Below are 17,168 nucleotides of genomic sequence, written 5' to 3' on the forward strand. Positions count from 1 at the left end.
CATGGCCACGAACAACGCAGTACCGACGCAGGAATCGATGCTCGAATTCCAGGAAGTCTATCTGCGCGCGATCGCGCTCTCCTGGGAAGACCCGGCCTTCAAGGCCGCGCTGCTGAAGGATCCGAACGACGCGCTCACGCGCTACTTCGATTACCAGTGCCCGTGGATCCTCAACCTGAAAATCGGCGAGGCGCCGGCGGGTTCCGGCTGGAACGCAGCTACCCAGAGCTGGACGCTGCCGCCGAACGCGATGACGTTCGGCGTGCCGGTGCGTCCGTCGAAGTCCGACGAGGAAGCCATTGCGCTCGCCGCCTATAACGACGCAGGGCCGTGCTACCTGTTCACCTGCTGTTAAGCGCATGACCGCACCGGCCCCCAGGCGGGGCCGGTGCGCTCCACGCCGCGTTTTCCTCGCCCCCCTCGCCCCCATGCTCGACGATTTCTCGCGCGTGCTTCGCTTCAAGCCGCATCTGCTGGTGCTCGACGCCGGGCCCGACACCTTGTTCATCGTCGACGAATTCCGGCGCGCCGTGCTGCGCGGCGCGGTGTACGTGCGCATCGCCGCATGCCTGCGCGACCGTCTGACGATCGCCGCCACGATGGCCACGCTGTCGGCGGATTTCTCCGCCTGGCAGGTGCTTGCTGCGCTGGACCATCTGGCGAGCCGCGCCTATGTCCGCGCCGATGCGCCCGACGATCTCGACGCCGCGCGCGGCTTCTTCGAGCGCACGGGGCTCGACGGCGATGTCGCCCGCGCCCGCCTGCAGTCGATGAGCGTGGCAATCGAAGCGTTCGGCGTCGACGCCGCCGCGCAGCGCCGGGCATTCGACGCAGGCGGCATCGCCGTGGCGCCGCATGCGGCGTTCACGGTTGCGCTGGTCGATTCGTACGCGCGTCGCGAACTCGACGCGCTTGCCGCGCACGTCTTCGCACGCGGCGGCCTGCTGCTGCCCGTGATGCCCGAAGGCGTGCAAACGCTGATTGGGCCGCTGCTGAGCGCCGCCGACATCTCGGACTCCGCGCACGACGTGCCGTGCCTGCACTGCCTGCGCTACTGGATTGCGCTGAACCGCCCGGTGCGGACCGTGCTCGCGCGCCATCACGGCGACGCCGCAATGCACACGCGCGCCGCGCATACGCCGGCGAGCCTCGCCGCGACGAGCGCGGGCGTCGCCGCGCTCGTCGAGCAACTGGTCGTCAACGACGCGCGCCGCGACGAAGCGCGCCGGCACGTGCTGTGCTGGCGGGCGGATACGCTCGCGAGCACGTCGCACCGCGTGGTGCGGCGCCCGCAATGTCCGCACTGCGGCCGGCCCGACTGGATGCGCGAGCAGGCCATGCAGCCGCCCTCGCTCGCCGCTAGCACGCGCATCGTGTCGACGGAAGGCGGATTCCGCGCGACCGGTGCGCAGACGGTGCTGCAACGCTACCGGCATCTCGTGTCGCCGGTCAGCGGAGCAATCGCCTATCTGCACCCGATGCCCGGACGCCATGCCGGCATGCGCAACGTCTACGTGTCCGGCTATCTGGTGACGCCGCCGGGTACGCCGCGCACCAACCGCTTCGATCGCATCTGCTCAGGCAAAGGCCGCACCGACGAACAGGCCCGCGCGAGCGCGCTGTGCGAAGCGCTCGAACGCTTCAGCGGCGTCTACCAGGGGGACGAGGCGTCGGTGCGCGCGAGCATGAACACGCTCTGTGCAGGCGAACCGTACCGCGACGACGTGCCGGTGCACGTCAACGACCTGCAGCAGTTCAGCGAGCACCAGTTCGACCATCGCGATGCGATCAATGCGCTGACCGACGACGTGCGCAAACAGGTGCCGCAGCGCTTTTCGCCGGACGACGTCATCGACTGGACGCCCGCGTGGTCGCTCCTTACCGGGACGCGCCACTGGCTGCCGCTCGCCTATTGCTTTGCCGACACGCCCGATTCGATCGATGGCCTGCGCTTCTGCGTGCACAATCCGAACGGCAGCGCCGCCGGGTCATCGATCGGCGAGGCGATCCTGCAGGGGCTGTTCGAGCTGATCGAGCGCGATGCCGTCGCGATCTGGTGGTACAACCAGACACCGCGGCCCGCGATCGATCTGGCGCGTCTGCGCGACGCATGGATCGATGCGCTCGTGGCCGAGTACGCATCGCTCGGCTGGCGTCTGTGGGCGCTCGACCTCACCCACGACCTCGCGATTCCGGTCGTCGTCGCGCTGGCCGAGCATCCCGGGCGCGGACGCTTCTCGATCGGCTTCGGCTGCCATCTCGACAGGCGTATCGCGATCCAGCGTGCACTGACCGAGGTGAACCAGCTGCTCGACGTCGCGGCCGACTCGCCGCCGCCCTGGGACGCGGCGAAGCTCCGCTCAAGCGCGTTTCTGTACTCCGCCGCGACGCCGCCCGCCACGACCGCCCCCGACCCGCAGGAGGCCGACGTGCGCCACCTCACGGACGCGCTCGAACGCGTCACGAACACGCTGTTCGCCCGCGGGATGGATGTGCTGGTCGTCAACAAGACGCGGCCCGATATCGGACTGCCGGTCGTGCAGGTGGCGGTACCCGGTCTGTGCCATTTCTGGCCGCGCTTTGGCGCGCGGCGCCTCTATGCCGTGCCGGTCCAGCTCGGCTGGCTCGAACGGCCCCGTCGCGAAGACGAGTTGAACGGCGCGTTGCTGTTTCTCTGAAGTTGCCGATTCCTGCGAGCATGCCCGCGCGGCGGAGCGGGAAGTGAGCCGTCTTTTCAATATGACTGTCTTCGAGCGTGTGCTAGAAAACAACTCGCCAGTTGAGGTGGGGTTCTTCACTTCCAGGGGGTATAGATAGATGGCATGCAACAAGAGCAGCGGCAGCGGCCTATGCTTTCAGTCACGCACCAGGAGCACACAGTTCAGGAAATTGCACGCGATACGTTCGGCAAGCGATTGAAGCCGGGGGCGTTCTTGTCTTACCTGCATGGGATGATAAGGACTACGAACATGCTTGTTTTTATCGGGCTTCCGGGCCAGCGCAACAGGGTCACGTTATGATGATTCAGTCGATTCCGGGGCATCCACACGGGCACATGGCGATTTACGATGGTCACAGGTGGATATCCGACTTCAAGCAACACTACGGTTCGGACGGCTTTTACCCTGGGCCAGAATATCGAAGCCGCAGACCGTCTTACCAGATGTACAGGCACGATTGATCTATGAAACGGCTACGTCCGATACTGGCGCTATGCGCGCTTGTCTTCAGTCAGATGACGTTTGCATCAGGCGCGCAAGATGCGCCGGAAGCAAGGGCGAACGCCTTCTATACGTGGTACATCAAGACGGGTTCGAAGCCGACCTTCCCGGTGCTGGACAACGCTATCTTTGAATACGTCGCGAAGGATACGGTCAACAGGTTGCGGTCCGACTACCGACACAACACCTTGCCGGATGCCGATTACTTCCTGAAGGTGCAGGACGAAGATGAACAGGACTGGTTGAATCACATCGCTACGCATCCGGTCGTGACGCTTGGTGACGTGACGGTTGTTCCAGTCACGTTCGGTTCGAAGGACCAGGTAAGCATTCTTGTGTTCATGCGAAAGATCGGCGGGGCATGGAAGATAACGAAGGTCGATGACACGACGGACTTTCGCTAGTCGGGAGTGTCCGAACCGATCAAAGGCCGTGCGATTGCGCACGGCCTTTTTTGTTGCACGAATCCAGGGCGCGGGTCAGTACCGGCCTGTCGCCGGGCAATCGCAACAGGAGCGGGGCAAGGTTCGGATTCGCACGCCGGGCGTCGGCGAACATGGCACGGGTGAAGTCCGAAGCGCTCGGCGCGGGTTCTTCGGGCGGTGCAATGACAGAACCGCCTGAAAGCGACCGTGCAATCAGGTCGGCGGCAACGTCTTCGCGGGGTATGTGCATACGGTACGGCACACGGTCGTGGCGGCGCCCGGTCTCGCGATTCGAACGCGGCAGGATCGGCCTTCGCGCGGGTAGCCCGAATCGCTTTCACGAAGGCACCGGAATCGTGCCCTTTTCCGCGATAACCGCTCGTGTGCGCCCATGCTCAACCCGTTGTGCCACACACGAGATGTCGGCGATCCGCCCTTTAGTGACGATCAGTCGCAACGCACGCCCCGTCGAGTCGATCGCCAGATGCAGCCTGGTGCTCAGTCCACCTCGGGAACGACCGAGCGCTTGCGGTCCGCTTTTTTGAAGCCCCGGCCGAATGCTGGTGTGCGCGTACGATCGTCGAATCGACAGGACGTGCTCGATTTCCGCCTGGCTTGCCCGTGTATTCACAACCCGCTGCCCTACGCCCTTGCTTCGCCAGCGCGAGAAGCGGATGTCAACGTATGCTACCGTATGCTACCGGCCGAACCCTGCAGGCAGGTCGCGCCACGGACTGCCAGTCCGGGCAATCCACAGCACCGCGTCGAAAAACCGGCGATTGCTGGATGCGGTTCGGCCACGGTCACCTTCCTTGCCCGGCAGGATGGCCCGGACCTTGTCCCATACTTCGTCGCTCAGTCACGTTCGTGCCATCCTGTCTCGCTGTGCAAAAGACAGGATGCAAACACACATTCCTAAATGCAAACAGACCCTAGTGTGCCGGTTGCCAGACCGCCGCCGCGACGTCGATCCGCTTTGGAATCAGCTTCAGCGCAAAGAACGTGTCGGCGATGCGCTGCTGACTTGCGACCACGCTCGCATCGAGCGGCTTGACGCCGTACGACGCATGGCTGAGCGAGCTTTCCGCCACCTTGACCGGCACGTTGATCTGCGGCGCGATGATTTTCGCGGCCTCTTCCTGATGCTGGCCGATCCAGAGACTCTCGTCATTGATCTGCGCCAGCACGAATTTCAGCGTATCGGGATGTGCGCGCGCGAAGCTGCGTGCCCCGATGTAGAACTGGTGATTGTCGGCCACGCCGCGCGCGTCGGCGAGCACGCGCGCCCCCGTTTCCGCGATCGCCGCAGCCGCATACGGATCCCAGATCACCCATGCGTCGACGCCGCCGTTCTCGAACGCGGCAAACGCATCGGACGGCGTCAGATAGGAAACCTTCACGTCGTCATAATTCAGATGGGCCTTCTGCAGCAGCCGCACCAGCAGATAGTGGACATTCGAGCCGCGATTGAGCGCGATACGCCGTCCCTTCAGATCGGCGAGCGTGCGGATCGTCGAAGACTTCGGCACGAGCAGCGCCTCGCCTTCGGGCGCGGGCGGCTCGACGCCCACGTACAGCAGATTCCCGCTGGCGGCCTGCGCGAACACGGGCGGCGTCTCGCCCACGACGCCCAGATCGATGCCGCCGACATTCAGCGCTTCAAGCATCTGCGGACCAGCTGGAAATTCGGTCCATTGCACCGTCATGCCGTGTTGCCCGAGCGTGTGCTCGAATAGGCCGCGCGCCTTGATTACCGCGAGGTCGCTGCCTTTTTGCCAGCCGATGCGGATGCTCGTCTCAGCGGCATGCGCGCAGACGTGGAACAAGGCCAAAAATAGCGCGACCAGCAGCGCGACCCGCCATGACGTCTTGTTGCGCTTCCACGTGTGGACTGCAGAGATCGATATTGTCATAAGGAGTACTGTAAAAAAGAGTGAACGAATCATGCGCACCGGTTTCGCGCGTCAGGCCGCGTCACAGGTGCGTGGAGAGGAAAACCCGCAGGGGCGGCTCGGCGCCGCTGCTCACGCTTCGATACCGCCGGCGTGCGCACCCACATAGCCCGGGGCGTACAGGCGCTCGACGAAGGAGCCGATCTGCCGCGACGCGTCGGTCACGCGCGCGCGCAACGCCTCGTCGAGCGTGATGCCGCCCTGCGCATTCGTTGCGACGTCGCGGTCGAGTGCGAATACGGACGGCAGCACGACATCGGCGCCCAGCGACTGCAGCACGGGCCGCAGCGCATAATCGAGCGCGAGCAGATGCGCCTGGCTTCCGCCGGTGGCGATCGGCAGGACGATCTTGCCGTCGAGCCCGTCTTGCGGCAGCAGATCGAGGAAGACCTTCAGTAGTCCGCTATATGCAGCCTTGTAGATCGGCGTACCGACGATCACGACGCGGGCATCCGCAATCGCGAGCAATGCGCTTTCGATTTCCGGCGCCGTGCTGTCGGCCCGCACCAGCGCATTCGCGGGCAGCGAGGCCAGCGATAACAGATCCGTATCGAGGCCGCGCAGCGCGACCAGCGACAGCACATGCGCCAGCAGGCGCTGCGTTCTGGATTGCGGGGACGGACTCCCCGAGATGGCGATGACAGTCATAGGGGTCGGAAATAAAGAGAGGAAACCGGCGACGCGTCGTTTCGCCGGGCGGCGTCCACCTGCTACGCGGCGCAGCGCTCGCTCGCCGCACTGGAGCGCTTGAGCAGATGCGCAAGCACGTGATCTTCGAGTTCCGCAAACCGGGGCGACCCCCGCGTCCGGGGCCGATCGAGCGCGACCGCCTGATCGAGCGTCACACGGCCCGCTTCCAGCAGCACGATGCGATCGGCCAGCGCAACCGCCTCCTGCACGTCGTGCGTCACGAGCAGGGCAGTGAAGCGGTATGCCTCCCGGAGCCGCTCGATGAGCGCGTGCATGTCGATGCGCGTGAGCGCGTCGAGCGCGCCGAGCGGCTCGTCGAGCAGCAGCAGTTGCGGCCGATGCACCAGCGCCCGGGCCAGCGCGACGCGCTGCCGCTGGCCGCCGGAAAGCTGCGCGGGCCAGTCGTGTGCGCGAGCCAGCAGGCCGACGGCGTCGAGCACCGCGCGCGCCTCGTCGCGCGCCGACGACCCGAGCCCGAGCATCACGTTCTGCAGTACGGACTTCCAGGGCAACAGGCGTGCGTCCTGATACATGATGCGCGTATCGAGCGCGTCGCCGGCTTCGTCTGCGCTGACGAGCGTCCCGCTCGTGGGCGTTTCGAGCCCGGCGATCAGTCGCAGCAGCGTGGACTTGCCGCACCCGCTGCGTCCGACGATCGCGACGAAATGGCCTCGCTCGATCGACAGATCCAGCGCGTCGAGCACGGTACGCTCGCCGTAGCGTTTGCCGATGCCGCGCAGCGTCAGTGCCGCGCCGCCGCCGTCGCGAAGCGGCGTATCGCGCGACGCGGCCGCCTCGATGCCTGCGCGTTCATCGCCGCCGTGCACGGGCAGCCGCACCCGTTCGGCCGCGCGGTCGCCGTCCGGGATCAACCCGAACAATGAAGACGAAATCGCTCTCATCATGCTTTTGCTCCGGATTGCCAGGCGGGATGCCAGCGCAGCAGCACCCGCTCCAGCGCTTTGGCGGACAGGTCGGCGAGTTTGCCGAGCAACGCGTACAGCAGAATGCCGACCACTACGACATCGGTCTGCAGGAACTCGCGGGCATTCATCGTCATGTAGCCGATGCCGGACTGTGCCGAGATCGTTTCCGCGACGATCAGCATGACCCACGTGAGCCCGAGTGCAAAGCGCACGCCCACGAGAATCGATGGCAACGCGCCGGGCAGGATCACGTCGCGGTACAGCGCGAAACCCCGCACGCCGTAGCTCTTCGCCATCTCGACCAGACCCGCGTCGACCGAGCGGATCCCGTGACAGGTATTGACGTAGACCGGAAAGAACACGCCGAGCGCGACAAGGAACAGCTTGGCGGGCTCGCCGATGCCGAACCAGAGGATCACCAGCGGAATCGTCGCGAGCGCCGGAATGTTGCGGATCATCTGGATCGTCGAGTCGAGCACGAGATCGGCGATCTTCGACACGCCGGTCAGCAATCCGAGGGCGAACCCGATCCCGCCGCCGATCGCAAAGCCCGCGAGCGCGCGACACGCGCTGACCTTCACGTCCGCCCACATTTCGCCGGACTCGACGAGCGTCCACGCCGCGCGCACGACCGCGAGCGGTTCGGGCAGCACGCGCGCGGACAGCGTCCCCGAACGGGACGCCACTTCCCACGCCGCCAGCAGCAGGAGCGGCGCGATCCACGGCGCGAACGCACGCAAGCCGCTGCGGTGCCAGCTGGCGCGCCCAGAATCGATTGAAGCAGAACGGATCACATTCATCTGGACTCCTGTGCTTTTAGCTCTGGCTTGCCTGAGGCAGATACTGATTGCCGACGACCTCGCCGAACGGTCCGGACAGCGGTCCCGACAGCGCGGCAGTCCGCCCCGCGTCGCGTCCGCCATGGCCGATCAGCGGAAACACGAGTTCGGCGAACCGGTACGATTCTTCGAGATGCGGATAGCCCGACAGGATGAAAGTCTCGATCCCGAGCGCCGCATATTCGCGCATGCGCGCGGCGACCTGCTCCGCGTTGCCGACCAGCGCCGTGCCGGCGCCGCCGCGCACGAGGCCCACGCCCGCCCACAGGTTCGGAGAGATTTCGAGCGTTTCGCGCGAGCCGCGCCGGCCGCCATGCAGCGCGGCCATGCGGCGCTGTCCTTCGGAATCCATGTTCGCGAACGCCTGCTGCGCGCGCGCGATCGTCGCGTCGTCGAGCCGGCTGATCAGACGCTCGGCGTCCTGCCATGCTTGCGCTTCGGTCTCGCGGACGATCACGTGCAAACGGATCCCGAACTTCACCTGGCGGCCGCGCGCGGCCGCCAGCGCGCGCACGTCCGCGATCTTCTGCGCGACCGCTTCAGGCGGCTCGCCCCAGGTCAGGTAAGTGTCGATGTGCTCGGCCGCGATCTGGTGTGCGGCACGCGACGAACCGCCGAACCACAGCGGCGGATGCGGACGCTGCACGCTCGGGTACAGCAGCTTGCCGCCTTTCGTGGTCAGATGGCGCCCCTCGCGATCGATGCTGCCGCCGTCGTGCGCGGCGCCGAGCAGGCCCCGCCAGATATGCAGGAATTCGTCGGTGATGGCGTAGCGTGTGTCGTGATCGGCGAATACGCCGTCCCCTTCGAGTTCGGCCGCGTCGCCGCCCGTGACGACGTTGATCAGCAGGCGCCCGCCCGACAGCCGGTCGAAGGTCGCCGCCATGCGCGCGGACAGGCCGGGCGACGACAGTCCCGGACGGATCGCGACGAGAAACTTCAGGCGCTGCGTCACCGGAATCAGGCTCGACGCGACAACCCACGCGTCCTCGCACGAGCGGCCGGTCGGCAGCAGCACGCCTTCGTAGCCGAGGGTGTCGGCGGCGGTCGCGACCTGCCTGAAGTAGTCGTAGTCCGCGGCGCGCGCGCCTTCGGACGTACCGAGATAGCGGCTATCCCCGTGCGTGGGAATAAACCAGAAAACCTTCATAAGTGCTCCTGCTGTTCGGGTTCCGGAGGAAGGGTTCCGAAGGAACAGTCGGCGAGATCGCGATACTGTTCAGCCAGGTCACGCAGTGTAGGGATCGGGACAGGGTTGTGAAACCAACGAATCCTGCTTAGGTTTCTATTGCGCGCGATAACGGTTCCGCAGCCGGGCGGCGACGCCTGGCGGCCGATCGCTTATCTTTTTTTCGATATAACCACATAATGAATGGTTTCTTTTGCATAGCGCGCCGCGTCGGTAGACTCATCCGACGTCGTCAGCCTCGTCCGCCTCCGGGCACGCACCCCATCCATCCATGAACTTCCAGCAACTGCGCTTCGTGCGCGAGGCCGTGCGCCAGAACATGAACCTGACCGAGGTCGCGAACGTGCTGTACACGTCGCAGTCGGGGGTATCGAAACAGATCAAGGATCTCGAAGACGAGCTCGGCGTGGACATCTTCGTGCGCCGCGGCAAGCGCCTGACCGGGCTCACCGACCCCGGCCGCGCGGTGCACCGGACGATCGAGCGGCTCCTGCTGGAGGCGGATAACCTGCGGCGCGTCGCGCGCCAGTACGCGGAAGAGGACAGCGGGCACCTCGTCGTCGCGACGACTCACACGCAGGCCCGTTATGCGCTGCCGAAGGTCGTGCGGCAGTTCACCGCCGTCTACCCGAAGGTGCACCTCGCGCTGCGTCAGGGCAACCCGCAGCAGATTGCGCAGATGATCCTGAGCGGCGAAGCCGATATCGGCATCTCGACCGAGGCGCTCGACCGGCTTCCGGACATCGCGACATTTCCGTGCTACTCGTGGCATCACACGGTGGTCGTGCCGAAAGGGCATCCGCTGGAGGGCCGCGAACACCTCACGCTCGACGAGATCGCCGACTATCCGCTCATCACGTACGACCACGATTTCACGGGTCGCTCGCACATCGACCAGGCGTTCGCGCAGGCCGGCGTTGCACCCGAGGTCGTGCTGAGCGCGATCGACGCGGACGTGATCAAGACCTATGTCGAACTGGGGATGGGGGTGGGCATCGTCGCGGCGATGGCCTACGATCGCGAGCGCGACACCGGACTCGTCGCGCTCGACACGCAGCATCTGTTCGAAGCGAGCACGACGCGCGTCGGGCTCAGAAAGGGCGCGTTCCTGCGCGCTTACGCGTATCGCTTCATCGAGATGTTCGCGCCGCACCTGTCCGAGGCGGACATGGCGACCGAACTGAAGCACGACCTCTGAACGCACCGCTCCGCGCACGGCGAGGCATTGCCGACGCGCCGCCGCGCGGGCGTACACATGAAGGGACACGTCGGGAACGCCGCGCGGGCCGGCGGCCGGCGCGGCCGATCCGGCGATGCGCCGCGCCGGCCTTGCATGGCGTCAGCTCGCCGTGACGAGCTGCACCGGTTGCGGCTCCATGCGCACCTTCAACCACGCTTCAAGCCGGCGGCGTTCCGCTTTCGGAATCGGCTTCGGCGTCGACACCACGAAGGTCACGACACGCGCGGCATCCGGCTCGCTTGCGCTCGCGTCCCACGCGAATGCCTTCGAGTAGAGCACCCGGTTGACCTGCGGATACTGGGCATGCAATTCGCGCGCGATGCGTGCAAGTTCCGCGTCGTCGGCCGACGCCGCGTCGATCTGCTGCCGCAGATGCGCGATCGTCTGGTCCTTGCTGTTCAATTCCTGACGCGCCGCCTCATGCGCCGCCTGATTGGCGGACATCAGTTCGCTGGCGAGGCTCGCCTTGAGGGACGACTGAAGCGCGGCCGCGTCGATCTGCTCATGGCCCGCTTGCCGCACGACCAGCTCGCTGTGCGGCAGCCCGAACCCGGGCAGCTTCGCCGACAGCGCATCCAGCGTCTGCTGGTCCGCGCGCTGGCCCACCAGCGTGACCTCGATGCGCCGCTTCGTCGCGTCGATCTGCCGGTTGGCGACAACCGTAAACGGCAACGAGAGTTCCGCGTTGATGAAGTGGTCCGCGCGCGCGGTGAACACCTCTTCCGTCACGAGCCGGTACGCGAGGATCACGCTCGGCACCGCGGTCAGCACGACTGCGGCCAGCACGAGGCGCCGGACGCGCCGCTGCGTCCCCGCGTCGATCTGCGAGGCCAGCCGCGAACGGATCGCCCACGTGACGACCACGGTTGCGAACGCAATGAACACGCAATTGATCGAAAACAGATAAAAGGCGCCGGCGAAGTAATGCAGGTTGCCGTGAGCGAGTCCATAGCCGGCGGTGCACAGCGGCGGCATCAGCGCCGTGGCGATGGCGACACCGGGAATCACGTTGGTTTTTTCGCTGCGCGTCGCGCCGACCATTCCGACGAGGCCGCCGAACAGCGCGATCAGCACGTCCCAGATGCTCGGCGAGGTACGCGCGAGCAGCTCCGAATGTTCGCCCGTCAACGGACTGAGCGAGAAATACAGCGTCGAGGTCGCGAGGCTGATCAGCGTCGCGACCGCCAGATTCTTCAGCGAGCGGCGGATCAGCGGAAAGTCGTAAATGCCGATTCCGTAGCCGAGCCCCATGATCGGCCCCATCAGCGGCGAGATCAGCATCGCGCCGATAATCACGGCGGTCGAGTTGACGTCGAGCCCGATCGACGCGATGAAGATCGCGGACATCAGGATCCAGAGATTGGTCCCCCGCAGGCCGATGCCGGCGCGCAGATCGCGATCGATGGAGTCGTGGTCGGCCTGGCCTTCCCTCAAACTGAAATACTTGTGCAGCACGGCGCGCACGCGGCGCGACGAGCGAGGCGCTTCGCGCGTATCGATGGTGTTCATCCTTTGCCTTGGGAAAATGCAGACACAGCAGAGGCGCGCGTGCGAACAGGGCAACACGGCGCGCGGTCAAAACGCAGGAGCCTCTCATGTCCGCGCCACGAAGCGCAATCAGACAAGTACGATTGATTGGGTGAAAATGCGCGAGACCTCTGACGCCGGCCGGCTCGGCCGTGCCGCGCCGCGCCGCGCCCGGATGCGGCCGGTCGCCGCGCGACGCGCGTTACCGCACCGCTGCCCAGAGCAGCGACGCGCCGGAGCACACCATCAGCCCGTCGACGACGAGCCGGAACACCGCCGGCGGCATCCGCGCGACGATGCGCCGCGCGGCCAGCGTCCCGAGCATGACCGATGCCCCGGTGCTCAGCCCGTCCACGATCACGCGCATCGGCAGCGCGCCGAAATGGCGGAACACGACGATCTTCGCGCAGTAGACCGCGAGCGAGGCAGCCGCCTCGGTCGCGAGAAACGCGCCCTTCACGAGCCCATACCCGAGGAAAACCGGCACCGTGATCGGTCCGGTCGAAACGACGATGCCGGTCAGGAAACCGACCACCGCGCCGAGCGCGGCAAGCTGCGCGAGCGAAAACCGCACCGCGTGCCGCGACAGCCAGTGGCGCGCCGGCACCATCGCGACGAAGAACACGCCCAGCGCGACGTCGACCGCGTGCGCGGGCAGCGCCAGCAGCGTGCGCACGCCGAGCATCGCGCCCGGCACCGCGGTGACGGCGTAGGCCGCGCAGGCCCGCCAGTCGATCTCGCGCCACCACGACAGCGCCTTGCCGAAATTGCCCATGATCGCCGCGATCGCCATGATCGGCACCGCCTGCTTCGGCCCGTACAGGATCACGAGCACCGGCATCAGCATCATCGACGAACCCGTCCCGATCACGCCGCTCACCAGCCCCGCCAGCCAACCCACGCCCGCCACCAGCAGATATGCCATGTGTCCCCTCGTCCGTTGGGCGCGATTCTAGCGAACCCGCACGAAACCCGCGCCCCCCCCACCACCCATTCTGTATCGGAGTGCATCCGCCAATCTGTACCGTTACTGTACCGGTCAACGTCGCTACACTCGATCGAAACGCCTCGACACCGGAGCACCCGATGCCTTTCGATTCCCTCCCGGCGCTGTCCGCCGGCATTCTGTTCGCCCTCGTCACCTCGATCACCCCGGGGCCAAACAACGCGATGCTGCTCGCCTCCGGCGTGAATTTCGGCTTTCGCCGCACGCTGCCGCACCTGTTCGGCATCAGCGCCGGCGTCGTGGTGCTGATGCTGGCGGTGGGCTTCGGGCTCGGCGCGGCGTTCAGCCGCTTCCCGCTGCTCTATACGGCGCTGGAAGCGGCGAGCGTCGCGTACCTGCTGTATCTCGCGTGGAAGATCGGCACGTCCGGCGCGCTCAGCATGCGCAGCGGCGAGCGCCGGCCGATGCGCTTCGTCGAGGCGATCGCATTCCAGTGGGTCAACCCGAAGGCATGGATGATGGTGCTCACCGCCGCGACGACCATCCACGTGAGCACGCACTTCACGCACAACGTGATGCTGATGGCGGCGCTCTTCTACGTGGTCGGTTTTCCGTGCATCTGCGTGTGGGCCGGCTTCGGCACCGCGATGCGGCACTGGCTGGCCGATCCGAAACGGCTGCGCGTCTTCAATCTGGTGATGGCGTCGCTGCTCGTGATGACGCTCTACCCGGTGCTCGCCAGGTGGCTCGCGCCGCTCGTCTGAGCCGCGCGGCGCGCCGCATCACAGCGTGCCCGCCCGTTCGATGAAGCGCCACAGCGCGTCGTCCGTCGAGTACGGCGCGTTGAAGCGGAACCACGCGCTCGGCGCATCGTCCGGCCTGAAATAGGAGCCCGGCGCGAGCCAGATGCCGTGCGCGAGCGCCGCGGTCGCGACCTCCACCGCGCGCGCCGGATCGATCGGCAGGCGCGCCCACAGAAAGAGCCCCGCGCGCGGCCGGTGGAACAGTTCGAGACCGAGCGCGTCGACGCGCTCCTCGACCCGCGCGTGCGCCGCCTTCAGGCGCTCGTTGACCGCCTCGACATGGCGCGCGTAGCGCCCTTCGAGCATCACCTTGTCGACGATCCGCTCGATCGTCTCCGACGACGTCAACCCGACCGCCATCTTCGTGCGCGCGAGTTCGCGCAGCACGTCGCGCTCGGCCACCACGTAGCCGCAGCGCAAACCCGGCGTGACCGTCTTCGAGAAGCCGCCCACGTACAGCACGCGCTGCAGGCCCTCCATCGCCGCGATGAGCGGCGCGCCGCTCGCGGCAAGCTCGCGGTTCACGTCGTCTTCGATCACCCACAGGCGCGCCCGCTCGGCGATCTGCAGCAGCCGGAACGCCGCCGCCATCCCGAAGCTCGCGCCGGTCGGATTCTGCAGCGTCGTATTGACGAAAATCGCCTTCGGCCGATGCGCGTCGACGAGCGTTTCGAGCACCGCGGTATCGACGCCGGCAGGCGTGCGCGGCACCCCGTGCACGACGAGCCCCGCGAGCTTGAGGATCTGCAGCAGGTTGCAGTAGCCGGGATCCTCGACGATCACCGCATCGCCCGGCCGCAGCAGCGTGCGCACGATCAGGTCGAGCGCCTGGGTCGCGCCCTGGGTCAGCAGCACATTCGACACGTCGACCGGCAGCCCGTGCCGGTCCAGTTGCCGCGCGACGCGCTCGCGCAGCGGCGCAAAGCCGTACGGGTGGCCATAGTCGCCGAGCCGCGGACCGGGCACCCGGCTCAGCGCGCGCAGCGCGTGCTGCAGGCCGCTTTCGTTGATCCACTCGTTCGGCAGCCAGCCGCCGCCCGCCTTGATCGGCACCGAATGATCGGCAAACACGTCCGACAGCAGCCACGTCGCGGTGAGGCTCGGCGGCTGCCAGCCGGCCGCGTTCGCACGCGGCGCCGGCGCGCGCGGCGCGACCCGGTAGCCGGAGCCGCGCCGCGCGACGACGAGGCCCATCGACACCAGCCGGTTGTACGCCTCGGTGACCGTGAAGGTGCTGAGGCCGTGGCTCGCCGCAAGCTGGCGCACCGACGGCAGCAGCGCGCCGGCGCGCAGCGACTGCGCATCGATCGCGCGGGCGAAGCCCTGCACGATCTGGTCGACGAGGGTAGGCGCAGTGCGGCGGTCGCGATCCAGTTCGAGTTCGATCATGGCAACGGGGACAGACGGCAGTGGCCGGAGTATGCGCGGAGACGGCGGTTCGTACCAGCACAGTTTGCGGTACTCCACCAATACAGTGAGCAGCGCAGTGCATCAACTGTTTATGTCCGCCATTTAACCGCGGGCGCTACAGTTTTGCCACTACTTCGAGGAGAACCGCCATGACTTCGCGCCCCGTCGTCGACGACCTGTCGTCCTTCTGGATGCCGTTTACCGCCAACCGCCAGTTCAAGACCGCGCCGCGGCTGCTCGAATCGGCCAAAGGCATGTTCTACCGGACCACCGACGGGCGCGAAGTGCTCGACGGCTGCGCGGGCCTCTGGTGCGTGAACGCCGGCCACTGCCGCGACGAGATCGTCGCGGCAGTGCAGGCGCAGGTCGCGCAGATGGACTTCGCGCCGACCTTCCAGATGGGCCATCCGCTCGCGTTCGAAGCCGCCTCGAAGGTCGCCGCGCTGATGCCGGACGGGCTCGACCGGATTTTCTTCACGAACTCGGGTTCCGAATCCGTCGACACCGCACTGAAGATCGCGCTCGCGTATCACCGCGCGCGCGGCGAAGGCCAGCGCACGCGCTTCATCGGCCGCGAGCGCGGCTATCACGGAGTGGGCTTCGGCGGCATCTCGGTCGGCGGGATCGCGCCGAACCGCAAGACGTTTTCCGGCGCGCTGCTGCCGGCCGTCGATCACCTGCCGCACACGCACAACCTCGAACACCACGCATTCACGAAGGGGCAGCCCGCATGGGGCGCGCATCTCGCGGACGAACTGGAGCGCATCGTCGCGCTGCACGACGCGTCGACGATCGCCGCGGTGATCGTCGAGCCGGTGGCCGGTTCGACCGGCGTGCTGATTCCGCCGCAGGGCTATCTGCAGCGGCTGCGCGAAATCTGCACGAAGCACGGCATCCTGCTGATCTTCGACGAGGTGATCACCGGCTTCGGGCGGCTCGGCGCGGCCACCGCGAGTGCATACTTCGGCGTCACGCCGGACCTGCTGACGATGGCCAAGGCGATCAACAACGCAGCGGTGCCGATGGGCGCGGTGGCTGCGCGCCGCGCGGTGCACGACACGATCGTCGACGCGGGCGCGCCCGGCGCGATCGAGCTGTTCCACGGCTACACGTACTCCGCGCATCCGGCCGCGGCCGCCGCCGCGATCGCGACGCTCGACCTGTACGCGCGCGAACGGCTGTTCGAGCGCGCGGCCGCGCTCGCGCCCGCGTTCGGGGAGGCCGCGCACGCGCTGCGCGACGCGCCGCATGTGAAGGACATCCGCAATCTCGGGATGATCGCCGGCATCGAGCTGGAACCGCGCAACGGCGCGCCGGGTGCGCGCGCGCACGAAACCTTCGTCAAATGCTTCGAAGCGGGCGTGCTGGTCCGCTTCACCGGCGACATCCTCGCGTTTTCGCCGCCGCTCATCATCGACGAAGCGCAGATCGCGCGGATCTTCCGCACCGTGCGCGACGCGCTCGCCACGGTGGCCTGAGCACGGCCTGCCGCGCGATCCGCGCAAAGCGGCCGCGCCGGCAGGTGCGGACCGCGCGCCGACGGCGTATGGTAAACACTGGCGCGGGCGCGCTGTGCCCGGCACTCCGGGAGATGCGGCATGAAGATCCCTACCGTACGCACCGGCACCCATATCGAAGGCATTCACTGGGTCGCCGAATACGACGAAGCCTTCCACGAAATCCACATCTTCCGCGAGGGACAGGAAATCGACGTGCACGACGCGCCGCCTGCGCTGTTCGGCGACGAAGCGCAGGCGGGGTCGAAAAGCTGCGCGGATCATCGCGCGGCGGAGGCGGCGGTGCTGGCGTACCTGCGGCGCTTCGTCGCCGAGCACGACGCCGAAGAGTAGGCGCGCAAGCACGGGGCGCTGCCGCTGCAACGGTGCACTGCTGCACCGCTGCATTCCTGCGCCGTTGCACTACTGCACTACTGCACTACTGCGTCGCGGCCCGGCGCGAGCGCGAGCGCGAGCGCGGACGCGCACGCATGCCGCACGGCG

15 protein-coding genes and 1 pseudogene are annotated in these 17,168 nt (G+C 66.9%); 7 read left to right on the plus strand and 9 right to left on the minus strand.

The genetic code is table 11. The features are described 5' to 3' along the window. Position 1: 1 nt before the first annotated feature. The 3 genes from AC3AP7_RS28080 to AC3AP7_RS28090 all read left to right on the plus strand — a co-directional run bounded on the left by AC3AP7_RS28080 (position 2) and on the right by AC3AP7_RS28090 (position 3,625). Positions 2 to 355, plus strand: a complete 354-nt coding sequence (locus AC3AP7_RS28080; RefSeq protein WP_487363560.1) for a BMA_0021/BMA_0022 family TOMM bacteriocin — start codon at positions 2 to 4, stop codon at positions 353 to 355. A gap of 73 nt (positions 356 to 428) precedes the next feature. Beyond that, complete coding sequence (locus AC3AP7_RS28085) at positions 429 to 2,678, plus strand: TOMM precursor leader peptide-binding protein (protein WP_487363561.1); 2,250 nt, start codon at positions 429 to 431, stop codon at positions 2,676 to 2,678. Between the two features lie 506 nt (positions 2,679 to 3,184). Beyond that, positions 3,185 to 3,625 carry a DUF3828 domain-containing protein gene (locus tag AC3AP7_RS28090; protein ID WP_487363562.1) on the plus strand — a complete coding sequence of 147 codons (441 nt, stop codon included), beginning with the start codon at positions 3,185 to 3,187 and terminating at the stop codon, positions 3,623 to 3,625. A 271-nt stretch (positions 3,626 to 3,896) separates the two neighbouring features. Here the strand turns inward: AC3AP7_RS28090 and AC3AP7_RS28095 are convergent. The 6 genes and pseudogenes from AC3AP7_RS28095 to ssuD form a co-directional block, all read right to left on the minus strand. Further along, positions 3,897 to 4,505, minus strand: a pseudogene (locus AC3AP7_RS28095) (IS5 family transposase); the annotation flags it as partial. A 73-nt stretch (positions 4,506 to 4,578) separates the two neighbouring features. Beyond that, positions 4,579 to 5,559, minus strand: a complete 981-nt coding sequence (locus AC3AP7_RS28100; RefSeq protein ID WP_487363563.1) for a sulfonate ABC transporter substrate-binding protein — start codon at positions 5,557 to 5,559, stop codon at positions 4,579 to 4,581. Positions 5,560 to 5,670: 111 nt separating this feature from the next. Beyond that, positions 5,671 to 6,246: an NADPH-dependent FMN reductase gene (gene ssuE / locus AC3AP7_RS28105; protein WP_487363564.1), complete on the minus strand. Its 576-nt coding sequence runs from the start codon at positions 6,244 to 6,246 to the stop codon at positions 5,671 to 5,673. A gap of 62 nt (positions 6,247 to 6,308) precedes the next feature. After that, positions 6,309 to 7,193 (minus strand): ATP-binding cassette domain-containing protein, encoded by an 885-nt coding sequence (locus AC3AP7_RS28110; protein WP_487363565.1) that lies wholly within the window; start codon positions 7,191 to 7,193, stop codon positions 6,309 to 6,311. Continuing rightward, positions 7,190 to 8,014 (minus strand): aliphatic sulfonate ABC transporter permease SsuC, encoded by an 825-nt coding sequence (gene ssuC, locus AC3AP7_RS28115; RefSeq protein WP_487363566.1) that lies wholly within the window; start codon positions 8,012 to 8,014, stop codon positions 7,190 to 7,192. Before ssuC ends, AC3AP7_RS28110 begins: the two co-directional genes overlap by 4 nt. Positions 8,015 to 8,030: 16 nt before the next feature. Further along, positions 8,031 to 9,203 carry an FMNH2-dependent alkanesulfonate monooxygenase gene (ssuD, locus tag AC3AP7_RS28120; RefSeq protein ID WP_487363567.1) on the minus strand — a complete coding sequence of 391 codons (1,173 nt, stop codon included), beginning with the start codon at positions 9,201 to 9,203 and terminating at the stop codon, positions 8,031 to 8,033. A 310-nt stretch (positions 9,204 to 9,513) separates the two neighbouring features. Here ssuD and AC3AP7_RS28125 point away from each other — a divergent pair, with 310 nt between their 5' ends. Continuing rightward, entirely contained in the window at positions 9,514 to 10,440 is a 927-nt protein-coding gene (locus tag AC3AP7_RS28125) for a CysB family HTH-type transcriptional regulator (protein WP_487363568.1), read from the plus strand. Positions 10,441 to 10,581: 141 nt separating this feature from the next. Here the strand turns inward: AC3AP7_RS28125 and AC3AP7_RS28130 are convergent, their stop codons facing one another. Together AC3AP7_RS28130 and AC3AP7_RS28135 are read right to left on the minus strand one after the other, a co-directional pair. Then, positions 10,582 to 11,991 (minus strand): DUF389 domain-containing protein, encoded by a 1,410-nt coding sequence (locus AC3AP7_RS28130; protein ID WP_487363569.1) that lies wholly within the window; start codon positions 11,989 to 11,991, stop codon positions 10,582 to 10,584. Positions 11,992 to 12,211: 220 nt separating this feature from the next. Beyond that, positions 12,212 to 12,934: a sulfite exporter TauE/SafE family protein gene (locus AC3AP7_RS28135; RefSeq protein ID WP_487363570.1), complete on the minus strand. Its 723-nt coding sequence runs from the start codon at positions 12,932 to 12,934 to the stop codon at positions 12,212 to 12,214. Positions 12,935 to 13,095: 161 nt separating this feature from the next. Between AC3AP7_RS28135 and AC3AP7_RS28140 the strand changes: the two genes are divergently transcribed. After that, positions 13,096 to 13,719 (plus strand): LysE family translocator, encoded by a 624-nt coding sequence (locus AC3AP7_RS28140; RefSeq protein ID WP_487363571.1) that lies wholly within the window; start codon positions 13,096 to 13,098, stop codon positions 13,717 to 13,719. Between the two features lie 18 nt (positions 13,720 to 13,737). Here the strand turns inward: AC3AP7_RS28140 and AC3AP7_RS28145 are convergent, their stop codons facing one another. Further along, positions 13,738 to 15,147 (minus strand): aminotransferase-like domain-containing protein, encoded by a 1,410-nt coding sequence (locus tag AC3AP7_RS28145; protein WP_487363572.1) that lies wholly within the window; start codon positions 15,145 to 15,147, stop codon positions 13,738 to 13,740. 170 nt (positions 15,148 to 15,317) lie between these two features. Between AC3AP7_RS28145 and aptA the strand changes: the two genes are divergently transcribed. Both aptA and AC3AP7_RS28155 read left to right on the plus strand, forming a co-directional pair. Then, the gene (gene aptA / locus AC3AP7_RS28150) at positions 15,318 to 16,646 is read left to right on the plus strand and encodes an omega-aminotransferase AptA (RefSeq protein ID WP_487363573.1); all 1,329 of its coding nucleotides are present in this window, start codon (positions 15,318 to 15,320) and stop codon (positions 16,644 to 16,646) included. 120 nt (positions 16,647 to 16,766) lie between these two features. Beyond that, positions 16,767 to 17,018, plus strand: coding sequence for a hypothetical protein (locus AC3AP7_RS28155; RefSeq protein WP_487363574.1), 252 nt, complete (start codon positions 16,767 to 16,769; stop codon positions 17,016 to 17,018). Positions 17,019 to 17,168 lie beyond the last annotated feature (150 nt).

The organism is Paraburkholderia sp. PAMB 6770 (assembly GCF_057748135.1).